The 22,000-nt window shown below is 70.0% G+C and carries 23 protein-coding genes and 1 pseudogene; 11 read left to right on the top strand and 13 right to left on the bottom strand.

All coding sequences use genetic code 11. The annotated features are described in order from the left end of the window. Positions 1-146: 146 nt before the first annotated feature. The 7 genes and pseudogenes from MWM08_RS21725 (at position 147) to MWM08_RS21695 (ending at position 6,334) form a co-directional block, all read left to right on the top strand. A complete protein-coding gene (locus MWM08_RS21725) occupies positions 147-773 on the top strand; it encodes a helix-turn-helix domain-containing protein (protein ID WP_244408595.1) in 627 nt (208 codons plus the stop codon). 173 nt (positions 774-946) lie between these two features. Further along, positions 947-1,108 (top strand): annotated as a pseudogene (locus tag MWM08_RS21720) (IS481 family transposase); the annotation flags it as partial. Then, positions 1,074-2,117 (top strand): LysR family transcriptional regulator, encoded by a 1,044-nt coding sequence (locus MWM08_RS21715; RefSeq protein WP_244408594.1) that lies wholly within the window; start codon positions 1,074-1,076, stop codon positions 2,115-2,117. The pseudogene MWM08_RS21720 and the gene MWM08_RS21715, both read left to right, overlap by 35 nt. 288 nt (positions 2,118-2,405) lie before the next feature. Next, positions 2,406-3,038: a type 1 glutamine amidotransferase domain-containing protein gene (locus tag MWM08_RS21710; RefSeq protein ID WP_244408593.1), complete on the top strand. Its 633-nt coding sequence runs from the start codon at positions 2,406-2,408 to the stop codon at positions 3,036-3,038. Positions 3,039-3,055: 17 nt separating this feature from the next. Next, the gene (locus MWM08_RS21705) at positions 3,056-4,189 is read left to right on the top strand and encodes a PQQ-dependent sugar dehydrogenase (RefSeq protein ID WP_244408592.1); all 1,134 of its coding nucleotides are present in this window, start codon (positions 3,056-3,058) and stop codon (positions 4,187-4,189) included. Positions 4,190-4,403: 214 nt separating this feature from the next. After that, the gene (locus tag MWM08_RS21700; RefSeq protein WP_244408591.1) at positions 4,404-5,117 is read left to right on the top strand and encodes a type 1 glutamine amidotransferase domain-containing protein; all 714 of its coding nucleotides are present in this window, start codon (positions 4,404-4,406) and stop codon (positions 5,115-5,117) included. A 17-nt stretch (positions 5,118-5,134) separates the two neighbouring features. Beyond that, complete coding sequence (locus MWM08_RS21695; protein ID WP_244408590.1) at positions 5,135-6,334, top strand: major royal jelly family protein; 1,200 nt, start codon at positions 5,135-5,137, stop codon at positions 6,332-6,334. Positions 6,335-6,418: 84 nt separating this feature from the next. Here the strand turns inward: MWM08_RS21695 and MWM08_RS21690 are convergent, their stop codons facing one another. From MWM08_RS21690 to MWM08_RS21680, 3 genes are all read right to left on the bottom strand, one after another. Beyond that, positions 6,419-6,859 carry a CopG family transcriptional regulator gene (locus tag MWM08_RS21690; RefSeq protein WP_480460624.1) on the bottom strand — a complete coding sequence of 147 codons (441 nt, stop codon included), beginning with the start codon at positions 6,857-6,859 and terminating at the stop codon, positions 6,419-6,421. A gap of 18 nt (positions 6,860-6,877) precedes the next feature. Further along, positions 6,878-8,854, bottom strand: a complete 1,977-nt coding sequence (locus MWM08_RS21685) for a conjugal transfer protein TraG (protein WP_244460004.1) — start codon at positions 8,852-8,854, stop codon at positions 6,878-6,880. Positions 8,855-8,968: 114 nt separating this feature from the next. Further along, a complete protein-coding gene (locus MWM08_RS21680) occupies positions 8,969-9,931 on the bottom strand; it encodes a LysR family transcriptional regulator (protein WP_244408588.1) in 963 nt (320 codons plus the stop codon). Positions 9,932-10,040: 109 nt separating this feature from the next. On the opposite strand from MWM08_RS21680, the gene MWM08_RS21675 reads away from it, so the two are divergent. From MWM08_RS21675 to MWM08_RS21665, 3 genes are read left to right on the top strand one after another with little or no spacing between them, the layout of a single operon-like run. Beyond that, positions 10,041-10,295, top strand: a complete 255-nt coding sequence (locus tag MWM08_RS21675; RefSeq protein ID WP_244408587.1) for a DUF2798 domain-containing protein — start codon at positions 10,041-10,043, stop codon at positions 10,293-10,295. A gap of 23 nt (positions 10,296-10,318) precedes the next feature. Continuing rightward, positions 10,319-11,089 carry an aldo/keto reductase gene (locus MWM08_RS21670; protein WP_244408586.1) on the top strand — a complete coding sequence of 257 codons (771 nt, stop codon included), beginning with the start codon at positions 10,319-10,321 and terminating at the stop codon, positions 11,087-11,089. Positions 11,090-11,122: 33 nt separating this feature from the next. Then, positions 11,123-11,641, top strand: coding sequence for a VOC family protein (locus MWM08_RS21665; RefSeq protein ID WP_244408585.1), 519 nt, complete (start codon positions 11,123-11,125; stop codon positions 11,639-11,641). 27 nt (positions 11,642-11,668) lie between these two features. On the opposite strand, the gene MWM08_RS21660 is transcribed toward MWM08_RS21665, so the two are convergent. The 9 genes from MWM08_RS21660 to MWM08_RS21620 all read right to left on the bottom strand — a co-directional run bounded on the left by MWM08_RS21660 (position 11,669) and on the right by MWM08_RS21620 (position 18,147). Next, positions 11,669-13,396, bottom strand: a complete 1,728-nt coding sequence (locus MWM08_RS21660; RefSeq protein ID WP_244408584.1) for a relaxase/mobilization nuclease domain-containing protein — start codon at positions 13,394-13,396, stop codon at positions 11,669-11,671. A gap of 313 nt (positions 13,397-13,709) precedes the next feature. Next, positions 13,710-14,411 carry a lytic transglycosylase domain-containing protein gene (locus MWM08_RS21655; protein WP_244408583.1) on the bottom strand — a complete coding sequence of 234 codons (702 nt, stop codon included), beginning with the start codon at positions 14,409-14,411 and terminating at the stop codon, positions 13,710-13,712. A gap of 113 nt (positions 14,412-14,524) precedes the next feature. Beyond that, positions 14,525-15,055: a S26 family signal peptidase gene (locus MWM08_RS21650; RefSeq protein ID WP_244408582.1), complete on the bottom strand. Its 531-nt coding sequence runs from the start codon at positions 15,053-15,055 to the stop codon at positions 14,525-14,527. Continuing rightward, a complete protein-coding gene (locus MWM08_RS21645) occupies positions 15,052-15,516 on the bottom strand; it encodes a DUF2840 domain-containing protein (RefSeq protein ID WP_244408581.1) in 465 nt (154 codons plus the stop codon). The genes MWM08_RS21650 and MWM08_RS21645 overlap by 4 nt, the downstream gene beginning before the upstream one ends. Beyond that, complete coding sequence (locus MWM08_RS21640) at positions 15,513-16,583, bottom strand: replication initiator protein A (protein ID WP_341482835.1); 1,071 nt, start codon at positions 16,581-16,583, stop codon at positions 15,513-15,515. Before MWM08_RS21640 ends, MWM08_RS21645 begins: the two co-directional genes overlap by 4 nt. Before the next feature lie 7 nt (positions 16,584-16,590). After that, on the bottom strand, positions 16,591-16,875 hold the full coding sequence (locus MWM08_RS21635; protein WP_244408580.1) for a helix-turn-helix transcriptional regulator: 285 nt from the start codon (positions 16,873-16,875) through the stop codon (positions 16,591-16,593). A gap of 126 nt (positions 16,876-17,001) precedes the next feature. After that, entirely contained in the window at positions 17,002-17,445 is a 444-nt protein-coding gene (locus MWM08_RS21630; protein WP_244408579.1) for a DUF2285 domain-containing protein, read from the bottom strand. After that, positions 17,420-17,788 (bottom strand): transcriptional regulator domain-containing protein, encoded by a 369-nt coding sequence (locus tag MWM08_RS21625; RefSeq protein WP_244408578.1) that lies wholly within the window; start codon positions 17,786-17,788, stop codon positions 17,420-17,422. The genes MWM08_RS21630 and MWM08_RS21625 overlap by 26 nt, the downstream gene beginning before the upstream one ends. A 92-nt stretch (positions 17,789-17,880) precedes the next feature. Beyond that, the gene (locus MWM08_RS21620; RefSeq protein ID WP_244408577.1) at positions 17,881-18,147 is read right to left on the bottom strand and encodes a DNA -binding domain-containing protein; all 267 of its coding nucleotides are present in this window, start codon (positions 18,145-18,147) and stop codon (positions 17,881-17,883) included. A gap of 158 nt (positions 18,148-18,305) precedes the next feature. Between MWM08_RS21620 and MWM08_RS21615 the strand changes: the two genes are divergently transcribed. Next, positions 18,306-18,593: a helix-turn-helix domain-containing protein gene (locus MWM08_RS21615; RefSeq protein WP_341482833.1), complete on the top strand. Its 288-nt coding sequence runs from the start codon at positions 18,306-18,308 to the stop codon at positions 18,591-18,593. 12 nt (positions 18,594-18,605) lie between these two features. On the opposite strand, the gene MWM08_RS21610 is transcribed toward MWM08_RS21615, so the two are convergent. Further along, positions 18,606-21,995: a hypothetical protein gene (locus tag MWM08_RS21610; protein WP_244408576.1), complete on the bottom strand. Its 3,390-nt coding sequence runs from the start codon at positions 21,993-21,995 to the stop codon at positions 18,606-18,608. Positions 21,996-22,000: the final 5 nt, after the last annotated feature.

The following is a 22,000-nucleotide window of genomic DNA, read 5'->3' as shown; positions in this document are numbered from 1 at the left end:
GCTTCGCGCGGTTCGACTTCACCTATGGCGGCTTCCCGTCCTTCGGCCGGGACGCGGAGCCTCTGGTCTCCGAGCCCTCCGTCCTCGACTTCTCCTTTAGTGGCCATTCGCACGCCGTCGTGTCCCGCGATGGGCGGGGGGCGACGGTGCGGCGTTTCCCGCCGGGCAGTGGCGGGTCCACCGGCCTGGAGCCGATCCACTGGATCGACGTGCCCGAACCGAGCGAGTTCGTCGAAGTCCGCGTATCGGCCGCGCTGCGGGCCGACATGGCGGCCGATCTCCGGCGTCCAGACCTCGCCGACCTCGGCGAGCGCTTCGCCGTGGAGGATCCTCCCCTCTATGCAATGGCTGCGCGCGTACGGGCCGCCGCCCTCGGTGGCCGGCCGCTATCGGACCTCGAAGGCGAGGCGCTCGTCGGCGCCGCGCTGCGCAACGCGATCATCAGGCTGGGTGGGCGCCCCCGTCATGGGACGCGGCAGGGGCTTGACCGCCGCCGGTTGCAGCGCGTCGCGGAATACATCGACGCGCACTTGGCAGGCCCGCTCACCCTCGCCGAGTTGGCCGATGTGGCAGCCGTGAGCCGCTACCACTTCGCGCGGATGTTCACGCGCGCGGTGGGGCTGACACCCCACGCCTACGTGCAGTCACGGCGCATGGACCGCGCCCGGACCGCCCTTGCGGCCGGTGCGAGTGCGCGTGAGGCCGCCCACACCGCCGGCTACGTCCAAGGGCACAGCTTCCGGCGAGCCCTCCAGCGCGCCTTCGGCCCGTAAGAGGTCACCGGCATCGCCTAGGCGCCTCCCAAGCACAGCGGATAGCCGCGTTGACGGGGCCGCGCCGATTCATCGACTTGATGGCGGACGAATGGCGCTCCAATGAGGTGTGGGACGCTCCAATGAAGTCGCCCGCCTCGTAGCAGGTCGCAGCTGGCCTCGGTGGCTGCGTCGTAGTTTCCCATCACGGCATCGAGCACCGCTTCAACCGCATCAGCTATCCTTGGACTGACGGCCAAGTCGAGCAGATGAATCGAACCATCAAGGACGCCATCGTCAAGCGCTTTCAATGCGACCGCCATGATCAAATCTGGCGAAGCCTCGGTGAGCGCATCTGTAAATAAGGAATACTATGACGAAACTGACCACGCGCCGTGGGCCCGTTACTCGCTGTGCAGCGGAGAAGTTGCCGTGACTCGACCGGATCGCGAAGGCCCAGATCTTCGCAGGCTCGACCTCAATCTTCTGCTGATATTCCGTGCCTTGATGGAGGAGCGTAGCGCGACGCGCGCCGGCAACCGGCTGTTCCTATCACAGCCCGCCGTTTCGGGCGCATTGGCGCGGCTTCGCGAGTTCTTCGGCGACGAGCTCCTCGTGCGCGAAGGACGCAGTTTGACCCCGACCGCGAGGGCGCTGGAGCTAATGACGAACATCGCGCCGCACCTGGAGGGGCTCTCCGCCGCCATTGCCGGCGCTTCGGTTTTCGAACCGGCCACGGCACGGCGGGTGTTCCGCATCGGCTGCACCGACGCGGTGGCGATTGCGATCCTCCCAAGGCTGAGGGACGAGTTCAGCCGGCTTTCTTCGTCCTCCGACCTCGTGGTGCGGATCGGTGACTATCGGACGCTCCCGGCGCTGCTCGCCGCTGACGAGATCTCCGTTGCAGTCGGCTTTCTCAGGAATGCGCTGTCGGATGCGGCTCGCCAGCGCGTGTTGCGTCACGCTCCCTGGGTCGTCGTGCGGGATGGTGCTTCGCCGCCCGTGCGCGATGTCGCCGACTTCGCCAGCCGCTCGCACGTGCTGGTCACGCCGCTCGGCGACCTCGAGGGATTCGTGGACGAGGCCCTCGCGACCGTCGGCTTTGCACGTCGGGTCTCGCTTGGCGTCACGAGCTTCGCGCTGCTCGCTGCCGCCCTGCCGGGCAGCCGGCTCGTCGCGACGGTGCCGGACTTCGTTGCGCGGTGGCTGGGATCGCTTGCCGGGCTGCAATGCGACCCGATGCCCCTCGACATCGCGCCGGTGACCAATCTCATGGCTTGGCGGCAGACAAGCGACCGTGATCCGGCGGAGATCTGGCTGCGCGAGAAGATCGCCTTGGCCTTCGAGGCGGCCGGCGCCGCCTGAACGCCGGCAGCGCGGGACCGATCGGGCGATGCGATCCGGCCGATCGGATCGCGTGATTGGAACAGGGCATCGGGACGCATGACCTCTAAGCGGCGCGGTGTCGTCGCGCCAGGTCAAGGAGCCGAACCCATGAGCCTATCCTCCCGCCGAGCCCTGCTGGCCGCGATCCCTGCCGCAGGCCTCGGTCTTTCCATGCCGGCCGAGCTACGTGCCGCAGCGCCACGGCGTGTCCTTGCGATCTCCACGTCGGTCGGCCGTCAGCCGGATGGCCGCCCGACCGGCCTCTGGATGTCGGAGCTGACCACGCCGTACTGGGCCTTCGTCGACGCCGGCTTCGAGGTCCAGCTGGCGTCCATTGCGGGCGGCCGTCCGCCGGTCGATCCGCGCAGCATGGCCGGCCCGCGCGGCCGTGGGCCCTCGGTGGATCGTTTCGAGGCCGCGCCCGGTGCCATGGCCCGGTTCAACGATACGCCCGTCCTCCAGCCTGAGAGCGGCGACGGTTTTGACGCGGTGTTCCTGGCCGGCGGCCACGGGACGATGTGGGACTTCCGCGGCAATGCGACGCTGCGCACGGTCGTCGAACGGGCGTTCCGTCGCGGCGCGGTGGTGGCCGCGGTCTGCCACGGTCCGGCCGGGCTGCTGGACGCGACGGACGAGCGCGGCCAGCCGATCCTCCGCGGCCGCCGCGCGACCGGCTTCACCAATGCCGAGGAGGACGCGGTCGAGCTAACTGCCGCCATGCCCTACCTGCTGGAGGACGAGATGCGGCGCCTTGGCGCGCGCTTCGAAGCGGCCGCCAACTTCGCGCCATTCACGGTGCAGGATGGCAACCTGATCACCGGCCAGAACCCGGCATCGGCGGCGCCGATCGGCGATCTGATCGTCGCGGCGCTCCGCTCTCGCCCCGGGGCGTCCGGCTGATGCGGCGGCGGGCAGCGTTGGGCGGCCTCCTGGCGTTCGCTGGCGCGAGCCGGGCGCGTGCGACGCCCTATGTCGCGCCGCCGCGCCCTGCGGTGGTCTCGGGCGTACGCGTCGAGATGCTGCTGGATGGCCTCGCCCATCCCTGGGCCGTGGCCGAGTTGCCGGACGGCGCGTTGATCGTCACCGAGCGGCTTGGCCGCGCGCGCGTGCTGCGCGGCGGAACCAGCAGCGAGGTCTCAGGCCTGCCCACGGTGCTCACCGGGGGCCAGGCCGGGCTGCTCGACATCGCCATCCATCCGCGCTTCGCCGCCAACCAGTGGATCTATCTGACACTGGCGAGCGGCGACGCGTCGGCGAACCGGACCGTGCTCCTGCGCGCGCGCCTCGACGGGACGCGCCTGGTCGAGGCGAGGATCGTCTTCACCGTAAGCGAGTCGAAGTCGGGCCTCCAGCACTTCGGCTCGCGCCTCGCCTGGCTGCCTGACGGCACGCTCCTTATGTCGATCGGCGACGGCGGCAATCCGCCCGTCTCGTTGCGCGGCGCGCCGATCCGCGAGCAGGCCCAGAACATGGCCAGCCATCTCGGCAAGCTCCTGAGGCTCGACGAGGACGGGCGCCCGCCCGCCGACAATCCGCTCGTCTCAGCCCCGGGCGCGGCGGCCGAAATCTGGGCGCTCGGGCTTCGGAACGTCCAGGGTCTCGCCTGGGATGCGGTGCGCGGCACTGTCTGGTGCAGCGACCATGGGGCGCTCGGGGGCGATGAGCTCAATCTGGTTCGGGGTGGCGCCAATCACGGCTGGCCACGGGTGACCCACAGCCGGGAATACAGCGGGCGAGAGATCAGCTCCGAGCGGCGCCGCAACGGAGTGGTCGATCCGGCGCTCGTCTGGACCGAGACGATCGCGCCCTCGGGCCTCGCCGTTTGCAGCGGCCGCGCCTTCACGTCATGGCGCGGCGACATCCTCGCCGGCGGCCTCGTCAGCGGGGATATCCGCCGCGTCACGGCCGATGCCGCGGGCCGGGTGACGGGCGAGCACAGGATCCCGGTGAGGGCTCGCGTCCGAGACGTGCGCGAGGCGCAAGACGGGGCGTTGCTGGTTCTGACCGACGAGCCGCGGGGCCGACTTCTCCGGCTCCTGCCCGCCGACTGACGCGCCAACGCTGCTGGACCCAGCACCCCGCACCGCACCGCAGCGTCGGCGCGGGGCTGGCTGCGTTCGCCCGTCGGCGCGAGCGATGTTGCCGCCGCTCCCAACGTGATCCGCTGCATCGCAAAGCCCGATTTCACTTCGGCACCTCCGGCCAGCATCTCTTGGGAACCCGAGGCGGACGCATCCGCGCCGCCCGGCTGCAAGGAGACCACGCATGACACCGAGGATTCTCATCGTGCTTACGAGCCACCGCCTGCTCGGCCAGACGGGCCGCGCGACCGGCTTCCACTTCGAGGAGCTCGCGACACCCTACTGGGCGTTTCGCGACGCGGGCTTCGCCGTCGAGATCGCCAGCATCCAGGGGGGTGCCGCGCCGGTCGATCCCGGCAGCCACCCGGGGGATCCATCCCGGCTGCCGGCGTCGGTCGCACGCTTCCTCGGCGATCAGGGCGCCATCGACGCCCTCGCGACCACGGCGGCGATCGACACGGTGCAGGCGGAGGCGTTCGATGGCGTCTTCCTGCCGGGCGGGCACGGCACGATGTGGGACCTCCCGACGAATGCGGCGTTGGCGCGGCTGGTCGGTGCCATCTTCGACGCGGGCGGCGCGGTCGGTGCCGTCTGCCATGGCCCGGCCGGGTTGGTCGGCGCGCGCCGCGCGGATGGCCGCCCGATCGTCGAGGGGCGCCGGGTGAACAGCTTCACCAACGCGGAGGAAGCCGCGATCGGGTTGACCGAGGCCATGCCATTCCTGCTCGAGACGCGGCTGACGGAGCTCGGCGGCCGCTTCGAAGGCGGGCCGGACTTCCGTGCCTTCGCCGTGCGGGACGGGAACCTGGTGACCGGACAGAACCCGGCCTCCGCCGGAGCCGTCGCGGCGCATGTCGTGGACATTGTTCGTGCGCTCGGCGCGCGAGCTGCTGCCTGATCGGGAGGGAGGCACAGATGAACACACTTCCGAAGCTGGGCCGCCGGCTGGCGGCCGGCGTGCTGGCGCAGATCGCCCTTGGCCTCGGCAGCCTCAGCGCCGAACCCGTCGCGGTGGTGCGGTGGGATCGCCTGGCCTGGGACGGCTCCGCTGCCGAGCGTGCGGCATTCGACGCAGCCGAGACGTGGCGGCGTGCCGCCATCGCTGGCGTCGAGACCGACGCCGACGGGAACTTACTGGTGACGGTGCCGCGATGGCTCGATGCGCGTGTGCCTGCGACGCTGAACCGCGTCGTCATGGTGAATGGGCAGCCCTTGCTTCAGCCCTTTCCGCCACAGCCCGAAGCGCATGATCCGGCGCGTACGGATGCGCTCCGCAGCATCCTCGGGGTGCGGCGTGACACGGCCGGCCGGCTCTGGGCGCTCGATCTTGGCTGGGTCGCCGGCGAAACCGGGCCGACGCCCGATGGCGCCCAGAAGTTGGTAGAGCTCGATCCGCGCAGCGGCAGGATCATGCGCCGGATCGTCTTCGCTCGCGGCGTGGCGGGCGATGGCTCCTTCCTGAACGACATCGCCGTGGATGCGCGGCGGGAGGTTGCCTTCGTCAGCGACAGCGGCGTGCGCGGGGCGCCCGACAACCCGACCGGGATCATCGTCGTCGACCTCGCGACGGGCGCCTCCCGTCGGGTCCTGGACCGGCATCCCTCGACGGCGAACGACCGCACGCGGCCGCTCGTCGCCTCGGGCGAAGCCGTCTTCCCGGGCAATCCGCTGCAGGTCGGCATCAACGGCATCGCGCTCTCGCCCGATGGCGAGACGCTCTACTGGGGACTGACCACGGGGGACGGCGTGTTCGCCGCGCCGACGGCCCTGATCCGCGATGCCGGCGTTCCGGCCGAGCGTCTCGCCGCCGCTGTGCGCCGTGTCGCGACGCCGGGTGGCATCGACGGGCTTGCTGTCGATGATCGCGGTCGGCTCCTCATCGCCGGCCTGACGGCGGGCGCCGTGCTGCGGGTCGATCCGGCAAGTGGGGCTACCGAACGTCTGCTCGACGGCGCGTCCATCGTTTGGCCGGACAGCCTCGCGCGCACGGCGTCGGGTGAGCTCCTGGTGACGGTGAACCATCTGAACCGCGTCTTCGGCGGCACGGCCAGCTTCGCGCCGGGCAGTGGCACCTTCGCCATCTACCGGCTGCCTGGCATCGCGGCTGGGCGGTAATGCAAGGGCCAGCCCCGGCATGATCGCCGGGGCTGGCCGTTCAGACAGTCTGGTGCGGCATCCGACGCACCTGCAGCTTCGACCTTACCCGTCGTCGCCGCTGGAGCCGAGATCCGTTTGGCCTTCGGCAGAGGGCAGCTCGATCGAGACCTCGCGCAGCAGCGTCGGCCCCTTCGACAGGCGGCGGCCGAGCGCTTCGAGAAAGCGCTCGTATCGCTCGCGACCCTTGGCCTGCGCAGCGGCATAGTGCGCCTCGGACGGCGCCGGCACGGCCACCAGCCAATGCCGGATGAACAGGGCGAGCGTCTCGAGGCTGATGCCGGTGTCGCGATTGAGGCGTTCGATCTGACGGCTCATCCTGTCGAGACGCTTCGCCATCACCGCCTCCATCCGGTCCGGACCATCGGGCGACAGGAAGGACGCGATCGAGGCTTGGGCGACCACGGAGAGCGATCGGCGGCGTTCGTTCGCATAGGCTTCGAGCTGCTTCGCGAGCTTCGGGTCCAGATAGACGGAGAGCCTCACCTTTTTCACGACGGGGCCTTAGAGCGCGATGCCGTCATCAGGGTCCAGTGCGGCCTGGCGTGCAATGCGGCGGGTGTTGGCAGCAAGGGTACGGGTGCGCGCGGCATCGTCGTCCTGCTCGTCCTCCGCGAAGACGAACTCCTTCTCGGGCGGCGGCCCGGGCTCCGGCGCGATCTGCTCGTGCTGGGGCAGCGTGGGTTCCCGGCGGATGCCACCGTCGGCATCGTCCGTCGGAGCGGCGGCTGCCCTCCCGTCGTTGCGGGCAACGGGTTTGACGGAGGTCCAATCATCCAGAACGCCCGCCTGCGACCCAGCCGTCGGGGGGTCAGGCGGCGTCACCACACGTTCACGAAGCTGCCGGTCCTCGTAGTAGCGTGCCTTCCGCGCGCGAATCGGCGGGCAGCCCGACACCAGGACGATCTCGTCCGTCGGCGGGAGCTGCATCACCTCGCCGGGCGTCAGCAGCGGCCGTGCCGTCTCCTGGCGGCTGACCATGAGGTGGCCGAGCCATGGCGACAGGCGGTGACCCGCATAGTTCCGGCTGTCGCGGATCTCGGTCGCCGTGCCGAGCGCGTCGGAGACGCGCTTGGCCGTGCGTTCGTCATTCGTCGCAAAGGCAACGCGGACATGACAATTGTCGAGGATCGCGTTGTTCGGCCCGTAGGCGCGCTCGATCTGGTTCAACGACTGCGCGATCAGGAAGGACCGGATGCCGTAGCCCGCCATAAAGGCGAGCTGGCTCTCGAAGAAGTCGAGGCGTCCGAGGGCAGGAAACTCGTCGAGCATCAGCAGGAGGCGGTGGCGGCGTCGCTCGTTCTCGAGCGCTTCCGTCAGCCGGCGGCCGATCTGGTTCAGCACGAGCCGCACCAGCGGCTTCGTCCGCACGATGTCCGAGGGTGGGACGACGAGGTAGAGTGTGAACGGCTCGCGGGCCTCGACCAGGTCGGCGATCCGCCAATCGCATCGGCGGGTGACCTGCGCGACGACCGGATCGCGGTAAAGGCCGAGGAAGCTCATCGCGGTCGAGAGCACGCCGGATCGTTCGTTGTCCGACTTGTTGAGCAGCTCGCGCGCGGCGGAGGCCACGACGGGGTGGGGCCGGTCGCCCAGATGCGGCGTCGTCATCATCGCGGCCAGTGTGCGCTCGATCGGGCGGCGGGGATCGGAGAGGAAGCCCGCGACGCCGGCGAGTGTCTTGTCGTCCTCGGCGTAGAGCACGTGCAGGATGGCGCCGACCAGGAGGGAGTGGCTGGTCTTCTCCCAATGATTCCGCCGTTCCAGGGCGCCCTCGGGGTCGACCAGGATATCGGCGATGTTCTGGACGTCGCGGACCTCGCTGTCGCCGCGGCGGACCTCGAGCAGCGGGTTGTAGGCCGCGCTCGCCGGGTTGGTGGGGTCGAACAGCAGCACGCGACCGAAGCGCGCCCGCCAGCCGGCGGTGAGCTGCCAGTTCTCACCCTTGATGTCGTGGACGATGGCCGAGCCCGGCCAGGTCAGTAGCGTCGGCACCACGAGGCCCACGCCCTTGCCCGAGCGCGTCGGTGCGAAGCACAGCACGTGCTCCGGCCCGTCATGGCGGAGATAGCACTGCGCGAACCAGCCGAGTACGACGCCGTCCGGGGCGAGCAGCCCGGCCTCGCGGACTTCCCTCTCCGTCGCCCAGCGCGCCGAGCCGTAGGTGGTCACGTCCCGCGCTTCGCGGGCGCGCCAGACGGACATGCCGATGGCAACGCCGATCGCCGCGAAGCCACCGGCCGCGGAGATGATGGCGCCCTCGTAGAAAACCCGCGGCGCGTAGGCGTCGTACCAGTACCACCACAGGAAGAAGGCGGGCGGCGGGTAGACCGGCACGCCCGCCCAGACATCCATCGGCTGCCCGAGCTGCGCCTGGTAGCCGAGGCGCCAGGCGACCCACTGCGTCGCGCCCCAGACCGCGGCGAGCACGATCAGCATGACGACCAGCACCTGGCCCCAGAGGATCTTCGTCGCGGTCATGGCGGCGCATGCTGAACGCCATCCAGGCAGCAAGCCGCAACAGCGATCTCGGGGGCGGCGTAGGATGGAGGGGTCCGGCGCGCAAAGCGGCGGGGTGGCCACGCCGGCTTCACGTCAGCGCCTTTGTTGACGTCGTACCGTTGGCACCGGCGCAGCTGCCGGCTGCCACACCAGATCCGCGCGCTGCGCGAAAGCATCGGCCAGCGCCTGCACGAACAGCGAGAGCCGTCGCGGCACGAAGCGGCGCGAGGGATAGACGGCGTAGATGCCGCGTGAGCGCACGGCGTGCTCGGTCAACGCCAGCACCAGCCGTCCGGTGGTGACCAGCGGCAGCACGACGTTGCTGCCGACCTGGCCGAGCCCGATGCCGGCCGCCGCGGCCAGCGCCACGCCCTCGGGGTCGTTCACCGCCAGCGCCGGCGCGATCTCGATGCGCTGCACGCCGCCGCCGGGCGCGGCGAACTCCCACCCCAGCACCTGCTGCGAGGGATTGCTGCGCATGCCGATCAGGCGGTGCGTGGCGATCTCCGGCAGCGTGCGTGGCAGCCCGTGCGCCTCGGCATAGGCGGGTGAGGCGCAGACCAGCGGCGTCACCGGCAGGATGAGGCGGGAGATGTACTCGTTCTCCGGCAGGATCCCGCCGCGGATCGCGAGATCGAAACCCTCGGCGACCAAGTCCACGAACTGGTCGGACAGCGACAGCTCCACCTCGATGCCCGGATGCGCCTGCATGAAGCCGGCGATCACCGGCAGCAGCTGCGCCCGCCCGAAGGCGGTGGTGGAGGTGACGCGGAGCCGCCCAGTGAGCCGCTCGCGTTCCTCCCGCACGGCCGTTTCCGCCTCGACCAGCGCCTCCAGCGCCGGGGCGCATCGGGCGAGGTAGCGGGCACCTTCGGTCGTCAGCCGCACCTGGCGCGTGGTGCGCGTCAGTAGCCGCACGCCGAGCTGCTCCTCCAGGTTACGGATGTTCTGGCTGACCGAGCCGGGGGTCAGCCCCAGCGCTTTCGCGGCACCAGTGAAGGACAGGCGGCGGGCGGTCTCGACGAAGGTCGTGACCAGGCGGAGGTCGGTCGGCATGGGTGTATTGTTTAGTGTTGACGATAAGTGGTGTCGATAAGACGGCCATTCCGAATGACCGGCGAAAGGATCAGGTTCCGCGGCGTCAACAGACCACGGAGATCCTGCCATGAACCCCGCCCTGCCAATCCACGGCATCCCGAAGATCCCCCGCCGCTACGCCCCCGTGCTGTTCGCCTTCCTGATGTCGGTGAGCCTGTCCGGCGTGCTCTCGGCCGCGATCACCGCGGTCAACACCGGCTTCGACGCCGGCTTCGTCGGCCGCTGGCTGCGTGCCTACGCGCTGGCCTGGTCCTTCGCCTTCCCCGCCGTGACCCTGGTGGCACCCCGCGTGCGCGCCCTGGTCGAGCGCATCACCGTCTGAGCCCTGGCAAGGAGCCCCGGATCATGACATCGACCTTCGCGATCGGCGGCGACCTCGTCGTCCCCCGCCTCGGCTTCGGCGCCATGCGCCTGACGGGCCAGCCCGGCAATTTCGGCCCCTATGCCGACTGGGAGGGCGGCAAGGCCCTGCTGCGCCGCGCCGTCGAGCTCGGTGTGCGCTTCTTCGACACCGCCCGCGCCTATGGCCCCGGGCACAACGAGGCGCTGATCGCCGACGCGCTGCACCCCTACGCCGACGGGATCGTCGTCGCCACCAAGGGCGGCATCGACAAGCTCTCGCCGACGCAGCTGGTGCGCGACGCCTCGCCCGCGACGCTGACCCGCCAGGTGGACGAAGCGCTGGCGCGGCTGCGCGTGGAGCGCATCGACCTGTTCCAGCTGCACTGGATCGACCCCGCCGTGCCGATCGAGGAGAGCGTGGGCGCGCTGGAGGCAGCGCGGCTTGCCGGCAAGATCCGCCACATCGGCCTGTCCAACGTGGATCGCACGGCGCTGGACCGCGCGCTGGCGGTGGCGCCCATCGCGAGCGTGCAGAACCGGCTCAACACCGAGGAGCGCGAGAGCGAGGCGCTGGTGGACTACACCGCGTCGAAGGGCATCGCCTTCATCCCCTACGGTCCGCTGGGCGCGCACCCGATGCAGCAGGGCGCGCGGCTCGATCCGGCGGCGGCACTGCGCTGGCTGCTCGCCCGCTCGCCCAACATCGTCATCATCCCCGGCACCACCCGCGTCGCGCACCTGGAAGCGAACATGCGCGCGCTGGAAGCCCACTGACCAACCCGAAAACCTCGAACGGAGACCATTCCCATGGACCGCAGGACCCTCATGGCCGCCGCCACTTCCTTCGTCGCCCTGACCGTTGCCGACACTGCCACGGCCGCGCCTGAGCCGGCGGCGGCGCTACGCTTCGACCACGTCTCGCTGAACGTCCGCGACTTCGATGCCGCGCTCGCCTGGTACCAGGAGAAGCTCGCCTTTCGCGTCGAGGTCGCCTGGCGCGTCAGCGCCCTGAACGGCAAGCGCCTCGCCTATCTCCGGCTGAACGACACCGTGCTGGAGCTGGTCGAGGCCGACGCGGGCGGCATCGGCCTGCCGGAGGCGATGAGCTTCCCCGAGCACTTCGCCCGCACCGGCTACGGCCACCTTTGCTTCCGCACCGACGACGCGGACGCGGTGCTGGCCGGCCTCGCCGCGGAAGGCGTACCCACCTTCGTGCGCGCCGAGACCTACGATCTCGACGGCACGCCCTTCCGCCGCCGGGTGGGTTTCGTGAAGGACCTGGAAGGGAATGTGCTGGAGTTCGGCGAGCCGCTCACGCGCGCTTGAATGGCTCATGGGTGACACGCCTCGTCCCTACATGGCGAGGCCCCGCTTGCGGTCTGGACTTCGGTCCAGCCCGCCATCGGGCGCGATGCTGCCCGCGACGGCCAGTCCGCGCTGCCGCTCCAGCGACGGCTTCCAGGGCACCAGCTGGAAGCCAAGCCCGTCGTCGATCATCGCGAAGCGGCCGGAGGCCAAGTCGAGCCGCCGGCTGAATACTCCGGCGATGGGCTCTCCTTCGCGCGCGGGCCGCCAGACCTTCCCCGTCTCGGCCGTCACCCGCGCCGCGACGGTTTCCACCTCACGCCGGCGCAGCGTGTCCAGGAGGTCGCGCGCGAAGATCACGCGCTGTCCCTGTCGGCGGGCGAAGCCCTCCGAGACGAGGTGGTCGGTCCGTGCGGCCATCGCGGTGCGGGCTTCCCCACCAAAGCCATCTCCGCCGAGGGTGCTGGGCGCCCGGTCGACCAGCCGGCGGTCGAGCCAGGTCGCTCCGTCCGCGGTGACCTGCGCCTCGATCGGCAGGTCGGACCGCACCGCCAGCGCGGACCGCTCCCGTCCCTTGGCGTCGGTGTAGTACCGGAGTTCGACAATGGCGCCGGGTGCCGCGTCGCTGGTGGCCTCGAGGTCACGGAAGCGGAGATGATGCGCGCGGCCGTCGATCCCATCAACGATCGCGAAGGCGCTACCCGCGAGCTCGTCGTCCAGGCCCCGCGCGACGAACCGCCCGATGACGGCGCTGCGCTCGCCATCTAGGACATAGCGTTCCGCGCCGCAATCCCAGCCTTTGCCAGTCAGCTCCCGGTGCATGCGCTTGATGATGTCGCCGCGCTCGGCGAGGGCGCGAAGCCGTGGCTCGAAATCTTCGGCCAAGCGCCACTGCGCCGGGCCACGCGGTTCAGCGAGGCCGAGCCGCTCCAGGGTCCGAAGCCGCCCGATCCGCAGGGCTGCGTCACCTCGATCCGCGGCCTCAGCCGCGGGGCGCATGTCGACGATCCCGCCGGTGGCGCGGCGCACGAGGTCACGGTCGAGGCCGGTCCAGCGCTCGGCCTGTGTTTCGCGCTCGACGGCACGGCGGATGTCCTGCTCCGTCCGCGGCCCAAGTTCCAGGGTCGCGCGTTCCGCCGCGCGGGCGCGCAGGCCGTCGCTGATGTAGTCGCGCGACATGACCAGGTTCTCGCCATCGTCGGCCCGGCCGCGGACGAGGACGTGGATGTGCGGATGCTCGGTGTTCCAGTGATCGACGGCGACCCAGTCGAGACGCGTGAAGAGGTCGCGCTCAGCGGTCGCCATGAGGTCGCGCGTGTAGGCGCGCAGGTCGGCGAGCTCTGCGGCGTCCTCCGGCGAGACGATGAAGCGGAAGTGGTGGCGGTCGCCCTCGCAGCGCTCGGCGAAGGCGCGGGGGTCGGCGCCGCCGGCCGCGTCGAACATCTTCCCAGGAGCGCCGTCGCGGGTAACACCGTCCCGCCGCAGGTAGGACAGGTGCGCCGCCAGCGGCGCGGCGCGGGCGCCGTGGCGGACGACGCGCGCCTTGATCGCAACGACGCGGCTGTCGGGTCGCAGCCGCGAACGTGCCTGCACGGCGGCGGCGCGGCCGCGGCCGAAGGTGCTGCGGCTCGAGGGACGCCTGCGGCCGCCGCGCTGGAAGCCGCCGGCCTTCTCGGTGGCGGCCAGCGCCTGGGCGAGGAAGGTGCGCGCTCGGCGTGGCGCCTTGACGTCGCGGATGCGGCCAGGTCGGACATGCAGGTCATCGTCGCGGGTCATGGGCTGCCTGCCCGCACCTCGCGCGATGCGGTGCTGGTGGAGTGGGTTGCTGCGTCGCGCAGGCTGCGCGCGTGGGACGCACCTCGCGCGAGGATGTTGATGTGCCTGCCTGCTCCGCCCCGACCGAGCCCGCGCACATCGCGGCCTTTATCTTGCGATCTGCGGTCGGGGTTCCTGGGACCTCCGCCTCCATCGCTTTGGTGGTTGGTCCCGGGGTAGCCGGCAGCACGACAGAAGCACCTGAGCATGCGCGCACGTGCGACATAGGTGAGACTGCAGGGCCGCGCGATGCCCTGCGTCCCAACGCCATCGCTCATGGTGCACCGCCCGAGCTGCGACGGATGGCGAAGATGGAGCCGCGATGGCCCGGTGGACCGTCGGCCTCGTGCGGCTCCGCTGCTCGGGATCGGCCGACGAATGGCTGCTCGGCTGGTGTACCGGCTGCGGTTGTCGCACCAGCAACCGGCACGAAGATTGACCGTGTCGGTACCGCATCGTCACCGCCCAGCCGCACGACGATGCCGTCAGCGTTGCGCGCAGCACGCACCGCAAGCTGGCCAGGTGCAGAGGTGCCGGCGTCACCGGTGAGCAGTGGTGCGAGGGCTGCGACGTAGGCTCGCGTCTCCGCAGGCAGCGGCTGGCCTGTGGCAAGATGCGCCTCCACCCGACGTGGCCCCGCGTTGTAGGCCGCCAGCATCAGCGGCACCAATCCGAAGCGGTCCAGCATCTCGCGCAGATACGCCGTGCCCGCCAGGATGTTGTCCTGCGGCGCGAAGGGATCGGCGCCGAGGCCGTGCTGCGCGCGCAGGCCTGCCCAGGTCGCCGGCATCACCTGCATCAGCCCCATGGCCCCGCGGTGCGACACGGCGTGCCGATCGCCGGCACTCTCCGCGCGCATCACCGCCCTGATCCAGGCTTCCGGAATGCCGAAGCGCTGCGAGGCAGCCGCGATCTCGGCAGCATGGATCGTCTGCGCTGCCACCCCAGACACCGGCAGGCTGACCAGCAGCAGCACGGCGGCGATGCAGGGCCACGACCGTGACGGGAGGGCGGAAGCGAGCGGTGCAGTGCGCCCTGCCAGAGCGCCGCGCGTCGCCAATGGGCGCTCATGGAAAGGGGGTTTCTTGCTCATGGCCCGCGCCCCGTGATCCAGACAGGACGCAGCCGGGCGGCGATGGTCGTGCGTGGCAAAGGCCCGAAGCAGCGACCGTCGAGGCTGTCCGGCTCGGCCGGGTTGAGGAGGAACACCTCGCCGGATTCGAGCCTGTGGCAGCCGTGCCAGGTCGGCAGCGGGCGGCCTAGGCGGTCAGTCATGCGGCGGTGTGCCACCGTCTCGCCGTCGACCATGATCGCGGTGCCCTCTGCGCACACCACCTGCGGCGGCAGGGCGGCGACGTGCTTCAGTAGCGGCACGCCGCGCGCGACATAGCCTCGCTCGGCGAGGAACGCCGCCAGCGTCTCGGGCGGGCGGACGAGCACCAGATCGCCGTGCGCGATGCGGTCGGCCGGCACCGCAACATATAGGCCGAGCGACACGCTCGCCGATGCGTTCCAGATGATGCGCGGCTGCCAACCCACAACCGTCGGGACGGCGATCAGCCCAAGCCCGGCGAGCATCGCGACGACGGGCGCCGCGCGCCGTCTCCACCGCGCCGTCATCCGTCGACCCTCCGCCGCAGCAGCGAAGCGCGGTGGCGCTCACGCGTGTAGGCGCGCGGCTGCTCGCCGGCCGCGAGGCGGTTCATCACGTGCCGCCAGTGGTCCGGGCAGGCCTCCTCCGGCGCGACACCCGTCTGCTCGACCGCGTCGATCGCGCGCAGCACCTCGTTGACCTTCGGCCAGCCGGAGATGCGCAGCAGGATTTCCGCGCCCGGCGCCACGAAGCCGATCGTGCTGTAGGCCTCGCCGGGTCCGACCGCGCGCAGGACATCGATACGGCTGACCACGGTGCCGTAGCCGTTGGACGCCCACCTCACGAAGGCGAAGACCTCGCCCGCGGCGAAGGCGACGACGCGGCGGCGGCGGTCGAGGATCGTCTCCTCGGCGATCCGCCCGAAGCGGATCCAGCGCTCGACGCGGCCCTCGAGCCACAGCAGCTCGACGCGGGTCAGCGTCGTCATGGCGCCGCCCCCCGCTCCCCGTCCCGGTCGTGTTTTCCACCGACCGGACTGGGCCTACCTCCATTAGAATTAGACTCAATTAGAGTCTTTACGGGCCAGAATTCCGCTTGCGCTGCAACGGCTTGCGGGTGGTTCGTGCGCCTGATCTGCCGTGTCGGTTGCGCCTGATCTGCCGAATCTCCTGCGCCTGATCTGCCGTGCGGTTCCACAGGCCTGCACAAGTTATCCACAGAGATTGGAGGGTGACCGATCGGGACGATCCGCAGCAGTTCGGTGCCTCCGGCGTCGCGGCGGATGGCGAGCCGATAGCCGGGCAGGCTCTGGCGCACGGCAATCTGGCGGAGGTCGAGCGCGAAGTCGGCGAAGCGCGCCAGGCTGCCGGACTTGGCGTGCAGGTGCCGGAACTCGAACGCCCAGCCGGACGGCTGGTGGCCGGCGTGCTTGCGCGCGACGCGGTAGAGCCAGCGCTCGATGCCGCCAGTAAGGCGGAAATAGGCCGGGTCTATGGTCAGCAGGAGTTGGCGGTCGAGGACGCCGCGGTAGAACCAGTCCGGCAGCACGAACTCCATGCCGTCGGCGCGGCCAGAGGCGGTGACCCGCTCCTCCCACTCGTTGATCCAGGAGAATTGCTGGCGCCGCCAGTGCGCCCCGTGGCGGATGCTGGTGCGCACCACCGTCGACTGGAGCCTGGCGAGCGCCGCCTTGAGCAGGAGGTACTGCTGCTGGCCGGTGCCGCGCCCGATGGCGGTCAGCAGCTGGTGCGGCGCGAAGCGCATGAAGCGCGAGGGTGCGAGGCCTCGGTCTGCGGCCTCGACGATCTGTGAGCCGGCCCAGATCAGTACGTCGGCGTCCCAGATGGTCGCCATGCCGTGCTCGGGAACGGCATGGACCTGCACCTCGACATCGCCAGCGCGGTAGAGGATCGGCGCGACGCGACGACCTTTTGCCAGCGAGAAGAACGGCCGCTCCATGAGGTCGCGCTGGTCGCGGCGCGGCGGTCCCTCGTCCGGAATGGCGTCGAAAGGGCTCAGCCTGAGCCGCTCGCTGGGGGCTCGCTCGCCGTGCATCGTCGGGTCAGCGGCGTGCTGCGCCGGCGTAGGCCGGCGAGACGGCGACATGGCGCTTGGCGGGCAGCACGGTCTCGCCCGTGTCATCGCTGGTCGAGGCCTTGGTGCCGCGGTTCACCCAGGCCTGGAGATCGGTGACGGCGTAGACAACCCGACCGCCGAGCTTCGAGTAGCGCGGCCCCGTGCCGTAGGTGCGGTGCTTCTCGAGGGTGCGGCCGGACAGGCCGAGGAAGCGCGCGGCCTCGGGCGTGCGCAGATAGCGCGGCGGCAGGCCGGCATTGGGGTCGGGCATAGGGAACCTCCGGTGATGCTGTCGGATGCCGCGCATGGGGCGCGGCGGTCAGGTCGGAGGCTGGCGAAGCAGGGTCGCGGCGGGGGAGTCCGAAGACTGCGCAGCGGAAAGCGGCCCCCCCCTCGATCAGAGGCGAACGCTGGGACCGGCTGTCAGCAGTTTCCGGTATCCGCCGTCACGGATCGCGTGGGCGGTGGCGAGGAGGCGCAGCGTGCGGCTGCGCAGATCGTGGGTTTTCCAGGCAGGGCCGTCGGGGACGTGATCGGCGCCGAACAGGCCGCGCGCCAGGTCGCGGAGGGCTGCGTCGTCGGCGTGTCCATCCAGCGCGCGAAGCCGGAGGATCAACTGCCGCCGCTGGTCACGCGTGATGCCGCGCTCTCGTCCGGGACGACCATGCAACGCGTGCCAGAGGCGCAGCGCGGCAGCCATCCTCCTGGGCGTCAGGTCATCGAGCGGGATGAGGACGCCGAGCGGCGCGGCGGGCGGCGGATCGCCGAGCAGCCATACCGGCAGCAATGGGGTCCCGACGACGCCGTGCAGGCCGTCACTCGCCTGGCGCGGCGAGTTCATAGGCGGCAGGGCAGCCCGAAAGGGTGGCGAGAAGGACGGCGGCAAGGCCGAGAGCGCCACGGTGGCGGTGCAGAGCGCCGGCATCCAGACGACGCCCGCGGTGCGCGCGTTGAGCGCCGGGTCGGCGGGGAAATCGCAACCCCCAGCGCTCGGCGACGGCGTCGGCCATGTCGTCGGGCCGCGTGTCGTCGAGCTGTTCCCAGTCCCGCACATAGCGCGGGTTGCGCCGGAGGAACTCCCAGGCGAGATCGCGCGCCGAGGCGTTCTCCAGCTCTGCGTAGGCGGCCGCCGACCGCCAGTCTCGCGACGGCATGGCAAGGCTCCAGCTCAGGGCGGAGCGCACGCTCCGCGCGCAGCATGCCGAGAGATGCGACTATCCGGTGTGTTGTGGAGGCGCGCGCCGGGCAACGCGTGTTGCCAAGGGCGCAACGCCGGTCAGTTGGTCGAGCCCTGCCGCAGCAGGTCGCGGTAGCCGGCCTCGGTGATCCAGCGGGCGCGGGCGAGATGGCTGCCGTGGATTCGCCGCGCCTGGTCGGGGTCATGATCAGGGTCGAGGCCGAGGACGATGCGCGCGACATCCCGCCAGTCGGCGTCCTGGGCGGCGGCATCAAGCAGGCGGAGGTAGAGAATCTTGTGGGCCAGGTCATAGGCCGTGACGCGCGGCTCATCGGGTGGGGTCTCGAGGATCCTCGCGGCGGTCATACGGGCACCCCCTCTGCCGGCGTCTCATCGCGCTGTCGCCGCAGAGTCACCCATCCGAGCCGCGAGCGCCAGACGGGGCGTTACATGGGAGCGCGGGCGCGCAATTTACACACTATGGAAGATAAACTCAAAGTATGTAACGCCCCGACCGTGCCGGCATGGATATGCGCCGGCTGGTGGGGAGGAACGTGCGTCGGATCAGGCTGGAGAAGGGCCTGACGCAGGAGGCGTTCGCCGAGCGGTCCGGGTTCAGCCAGCAGTACCTCAGCAGCCTGGAACGCGGCACGCGCAATCCGACCGTGGTGACGCTGTTCGAACTCGCGTCCGCGCTCGGCGTCAGCCACGTCGCGCTGGTTGAGCCCGATGGCGAGGATGAGCCGGCAAAGCCGATGCGGCGCGGGGGAGTGCGGAAAGGCCCCATTCCGCGCGGCTCCGATGGTCGGTAACGGCCGCTCTATTCACTTATCGAACTCCGGAACAACCTTCGCGAGCTCGCCTCGGAGTTGCGCGCGCGCTTCAGGTGGCAGCCCGGCAGCCTCGACTGACACCCTGAAGACGAGCGTCGTACCATAGGCCGCCACCACCGCCTGGACGTCGGCAAGCGCATCAGCCAGCGCGGCAATTCCAGCGCTATCGATGCGGGCTACACCGATTGCCGGCTCAAAACCGGTTGGTCGAGCCTCGGCGAAACCGGGCACACCCTCGTTTGGTGCGTTCGATCCAGGATTGTCCCTCGCTTCACCGACCACGGGCAGACGCACTTCGACGAGCGCGGCAGCTTGGGCCTCGCACGGCCACGCAACAGCGCCGCCCGGCACGAGTTCCAGGTAGCGCGCATTGAGCGCGTCATTGACAGCTTTCGACACGACCGACCAAGGCAGCACTGCTCCCGCCGGCGCAAAACTCGCCGATGCTGCGTTGTGAAGTCCAAGGACGGTAGCCTTGTCTCCGCTCCACGCATCGGGCAGTGCTTCGGGGGTCAGCGCCGTCAGCGGGATTGGCGATGGTGGAACGCGGAGAACAGCAGTCTTTCCGACAGCGCCAGCAGGCGGTTCCTCGCCGCAGAACGACATCGGGCCATTGGTCACCCACAGATAGCCCGCCTGAACAGCAGGAGCGACGGCCCCGAGAACCTTGGCTTCGGTGCATTTTGGTATCGCTACGATCTCGTCGTACTCGACGCCGCCAACCGTCTGTTTCACCGACAGCGAGTGGCCGCCACCGAAATACGCCAACAGGTCCGCCACCTTCACGCCCGCAGAAAAATCGAGAGCCGGGAGCACGCCAGGGCGCAGCAGCCTTGCAGGAAGCTCAGCGAGCTCGGCGTGGACTGCCTGAACCGCCTCGAGACCTGCTTCGGCAAGGACAGCGTCCTCCGGGCGTTCACGCCACCAGGTGCGCACACTGCCATCTGGCCGTGGCAGGCGGAGCACGAAGCGGCCCTGCTCGGCACCATTCGCCACCGTGTCGAGCAATTCCTTCCGGCGTAGCATCTTCGGCAACTTAGACCGTTCGAAAAACGCGCCAACCAGCGTCTTCACGCGCTGCGACGGCTCCTCTTCACGCCAGAGGTCGTAGGTGCTGCCCGGCAGGATGAGATCCGGATCGAGCGCTGTCTCCTGGATGCGTGCGTCCTTGTCCTCCTTGATCGACTGGAACAGCGTCTTGTTCTCGTCGAGGGTGACCTTGAACGCCTTTACCGTGTCGTCCGCGGCAGTGGCGACACCGATGCACCATGCCTGCCGCACGCCGCGCCGCATCTCGTCCTCTGACGTCTTCAGGCCGGCCTGAAGCTTGGCCGAACGCAACGCGTCCGCCGGCTGCCCCGCGAGCAATTTCCTGACCTCTAGCCAAGCCAAATGGTCGCGGACCCGGTCACGAGCAGCAGTGAGGCCGATGGCCGAAGGAACAGCGAGCACCAGCGCGTTCCGCGAAACGCGAGGCTTATCGGCGCCCGTCGTCTGGTCGATGAAGCGCACGGCCTCCGCCGACGGCTTGCCGGATTCGCAAGCTGCACTCGGGCCAAGCACCGCGAAGTGGAATTCGCCATCGTCGGTTACGTCGCCGGGCCCAGCCGGCAGCATGTGCGACTTCGTGCCGGGCCCCGCGCCCGCCTTCAGCTTCGCGTCGGCACGTACAAGCTCAAGCAGCTTCTCCTCGACGGCGGGATCGGAGACGCGGAACTGCCGTGCGTCATCGTGCATCTGCTTCAGGTTGGGCTGATCGCCCATTCGCCAGGTGCGCGGAAGCTCGCGCGTGCCGTCTGGTCGTTCGGCGCCGCTGGCGAGGTCCTCCTCGTCCAGATACCAGGAGCGTCCGGCCCATTCCCCAAGCGCCTTGCCGAGCGTGATCGCATCCGGCTTTCCGGCACCCACCATCGCTCTCAGGTCGGACAGCGCCGCCCGCTTCCCGGGCGGCTGGGAGTGCAGGAAGGTTGCCAACACCGAAGCTTCGAGCTCCCGATTGGCGAGGTTGCCGTGCGCGTCCTGCACAGCGCGCGCGAAGTCCAACTCCTTCTCGATGATGCTGGTCCAAGTCTGTGGCTCGCCTTCGGTCTGGCTCGTCCGTGCCACGCCGGCGAGCTCGCGCAAGGCCGTGCCCAACGCGGCCTGCCCAGGTGGCGGCAACAGCACCGAGACCCCGGCGATCGGCGAAGTGTCCCAAGTTTCCGCTTCCTTCAGGGCAACCGCGAAGGTGCGCAGCACGCCGCGCGTGCGCTGGAACAGGGGCAGACCGCTCGTCCACTTGCTGTAGAACACGTCCATCAGGGCGGGGTCGAAGGGAAACGCCTCCAGGTACGCCTTCTCCTTCTCGGCGCGCAGCGCAGGCGTCTTGGCGAAGTCCGGATCCAATGCGGCCAGCGCCCGCACCGCCGCGACGACGTTCGCGCGGAACGCCTCCTTGTTCTGCACCGTGTCGGGATCAAGCAGGCGGCGACGCAGCACTTCCGCCACATCATCGCGGCCGACCGGCAGGAAGGCCTCGTCCTCGGTGCGCTTCAGGATGGCAGACATGCGCGCCAGCAGCTCCCGTCCGCGCGTATCGTCCTTCTTGGGGTCGGAGGCGAGCAGCGACACCACCAGCGCGCAGTGCGGTACCTTCGCCACGGCCTGAGTCAGCGACTGCAGAAAATTCTCGAACTGCGTGAAGAAGTAGTCGCCGGACTGCGGGTGCTTGGCGCGGTCCGAGACCCACATCATCACCTCGTCCATGAGCAGCAGCACGCCGAGCCCCACCTTCGCGGGTACGTTGAGCAGATCCTCCAGCACGAGGTCGGATGGCGGCGTGTCGCGTTCCTCATCCTTGCCGTCGGCTCGCATCATGCGCAGCCCGTCCGCGCCGGCGAGTTGCCACGCAATGAGGCTCCAGGGCTGGAAGAGTGAGCGCTTCGTTCCGTCCGGCGCGATGACCGGACAGCCAAGCTCCGCGTCGATTTTGTCGAAGCACACGGCGGCGACGCGTGCGCGCGGCGCTTTGCCGCCCATGCTGCTTTCGAATTCCTGCACTGCCGGCAGGGCGGGCAGTGCCGCCGGATCACGGACAAGATGCGTCAGCGTGACCATGGTGTGGGTCTTGCCACCACCATAAGTCATCTCGAGTTGGCGGATACCCTTCGCGCTCGCTCCGCGGAGGCGCTCGGCGACAGCGGCCGCGATTTCGCGCAGCGCCGGCGTGGCGTAGGTGAGCGAGAAGAAGCGCGCGGGATCTTCGTAGAGCGGCCGCTGCCCCGTCTGCGCCATCACGTCGTAGAGGTTCGCCGCGAACTCCTCCATCGAGAGGGCGCCGTCGCGGACCTCGGGGCGGAGGCGGACGAGTTCAGGCCAGGGCTTGATCGTGCTGGGAGCCATCGTTG

Origin of the sequence: Roseomonas fluvialis (genome assembly GCF_022846615.1) — a bacterium.
Taxonomy (GTDB): Bacteria; Pseudomonadota; Alphaproteobacteria; order Acetobacterales; family Acetobacteraceae; genus Neoroseomonas; species Neoroseomonas fluvialis.
This window is presented reverse-complemented; position numbering and strand designations above follow the sequence as displayed.

Bases quoted from the DNA above. Each gene is read 5' to 3' on its own strand.
- MWM08_RS21715 (WP_244408594.1), top strand. From the start codon at position 1,074: ATGATCAAATCTGGCGAAGCCTCGGTGAGCGCATCTGTAAATAAGGAA.
- MWM08_RS21710 (WP_244408593.1), top strand. From the start codon at position 2,406: ATGTCGGAGCTGACCACGCCGTACTGGGCCTTCGTCGACGCCGGCTTC.
- MWM08_RS21700 (WP_244408591.1), top strand. From the start codon at position 4,404: ATGACACCGAGGATTCTCATCGTGCTTACGAGCCACCGCCTGCTCGGC.
- MWM08_RS21695 (WP_244408590.1), top strand. From the start codon at position 5,135: ATGAACACACTTCCGAAGCTGGGCCGCCGGCTGGCGGCCGGCGTGCTG.
- MWM08_RS21685 (WP_244460004.1), bottom strand. From the start codon at position 8,854: ATGACCGCGACGAAGATCCTCTGGGGCCAGGTGCTGGTCGTCATGCTG.
- MWM08_RS21680 (WP_244408588.1), bottom strand. From the start codon at position 9,931: ATGCCGACCGACCTCCGCCTGGTCACGACCTTCGTCGAGACCGCCCGC.
- MWM08_RS21675 (WP_244408587.1), top strand. From the start codon at position 10,041: ATGAACCCCGCCCTGCCAATCCACGGCATCCCGAAGATCCCCCGCCGC.
- MWM08_RS21670 (WP_244408586.1), top strand. From the start codon at position 10,319: ATGACATCGACCTTCGCGATCGGCGGCGACCTCGTCGTCCCCCGCCTC.
- MWM08_RS21665 (WP_244408585.1), top strand. From the start codon at position 11,123: ATGGACCGCAGGACCCTCATGGCCGCCGCCACTTCCTTCGTCGCCCTG.
- MWM08_RS21660 (WP_244408584.1), bottom strand. From the start codon at position 13,396: ATGACCCGCGACGATGACCTGCATGTCCGACCTGGCCGCATCCGCGAC.
- MWM08_RS21650 (WP_244408582.1), bottom strand. From the start codon at position 15,055: ATGACGGCGCGGTGGAGACGGCGCGCGGCGCCCGTCGTCGCGATGCTC.
- MWM08_RS21645 (WP_244408581.1), bottom strand. From the start codon at position 15,516: ATGACGACGCTGACCCGCGTCGAGCTGCTGTGGCTCGAGGGCCGCGTC.
- MWM08_RS21640 (WP_341482835.1), bottom strand. From the start codon at position 16,583: ATGCACGGCGAGCGAGCCCCCAGCGAGCGGCTCAGGCTGAGCCCTTTC.
- MWM08_RS21635 (WP_244408580.1), bottom strand. From the start codon at position 16,875: ATGCCCGACCCCAATGCCGGCCTGCCGCCGCGCTATCTGCGCACGCCC.
- MWM08_RS21630 (WP_244408579.1), bottom strand. From the start codon at position 17,445: ATGAACTCGCCGCGCCAGGCGAGTGACGGCCTGCACGGCGTCGTCGGG.
- MWM08_RS21620 (WP_244408577.1), bottom strand. From the start codon at position 18,147: ATGACCGCCGCGAGGATCCTCGAGACCCCACCCGATGAGCCGCGCGTC.
- MWM08_RS21615 (WP_341482833.1), top strand. From the start codon at position 18,306: ATGGATATGCGCCGGCTGGTGGGGAGGAACGTGCGTCGGATCAGGCTG.
- MWM08_RS21610 (WP_244408576.1), bottom strand. From the start codon at position 21,995: ATGGCTCCCAGCACGATCAAGCCCTGGCCTGAACTCGTCCGCCTCCGC.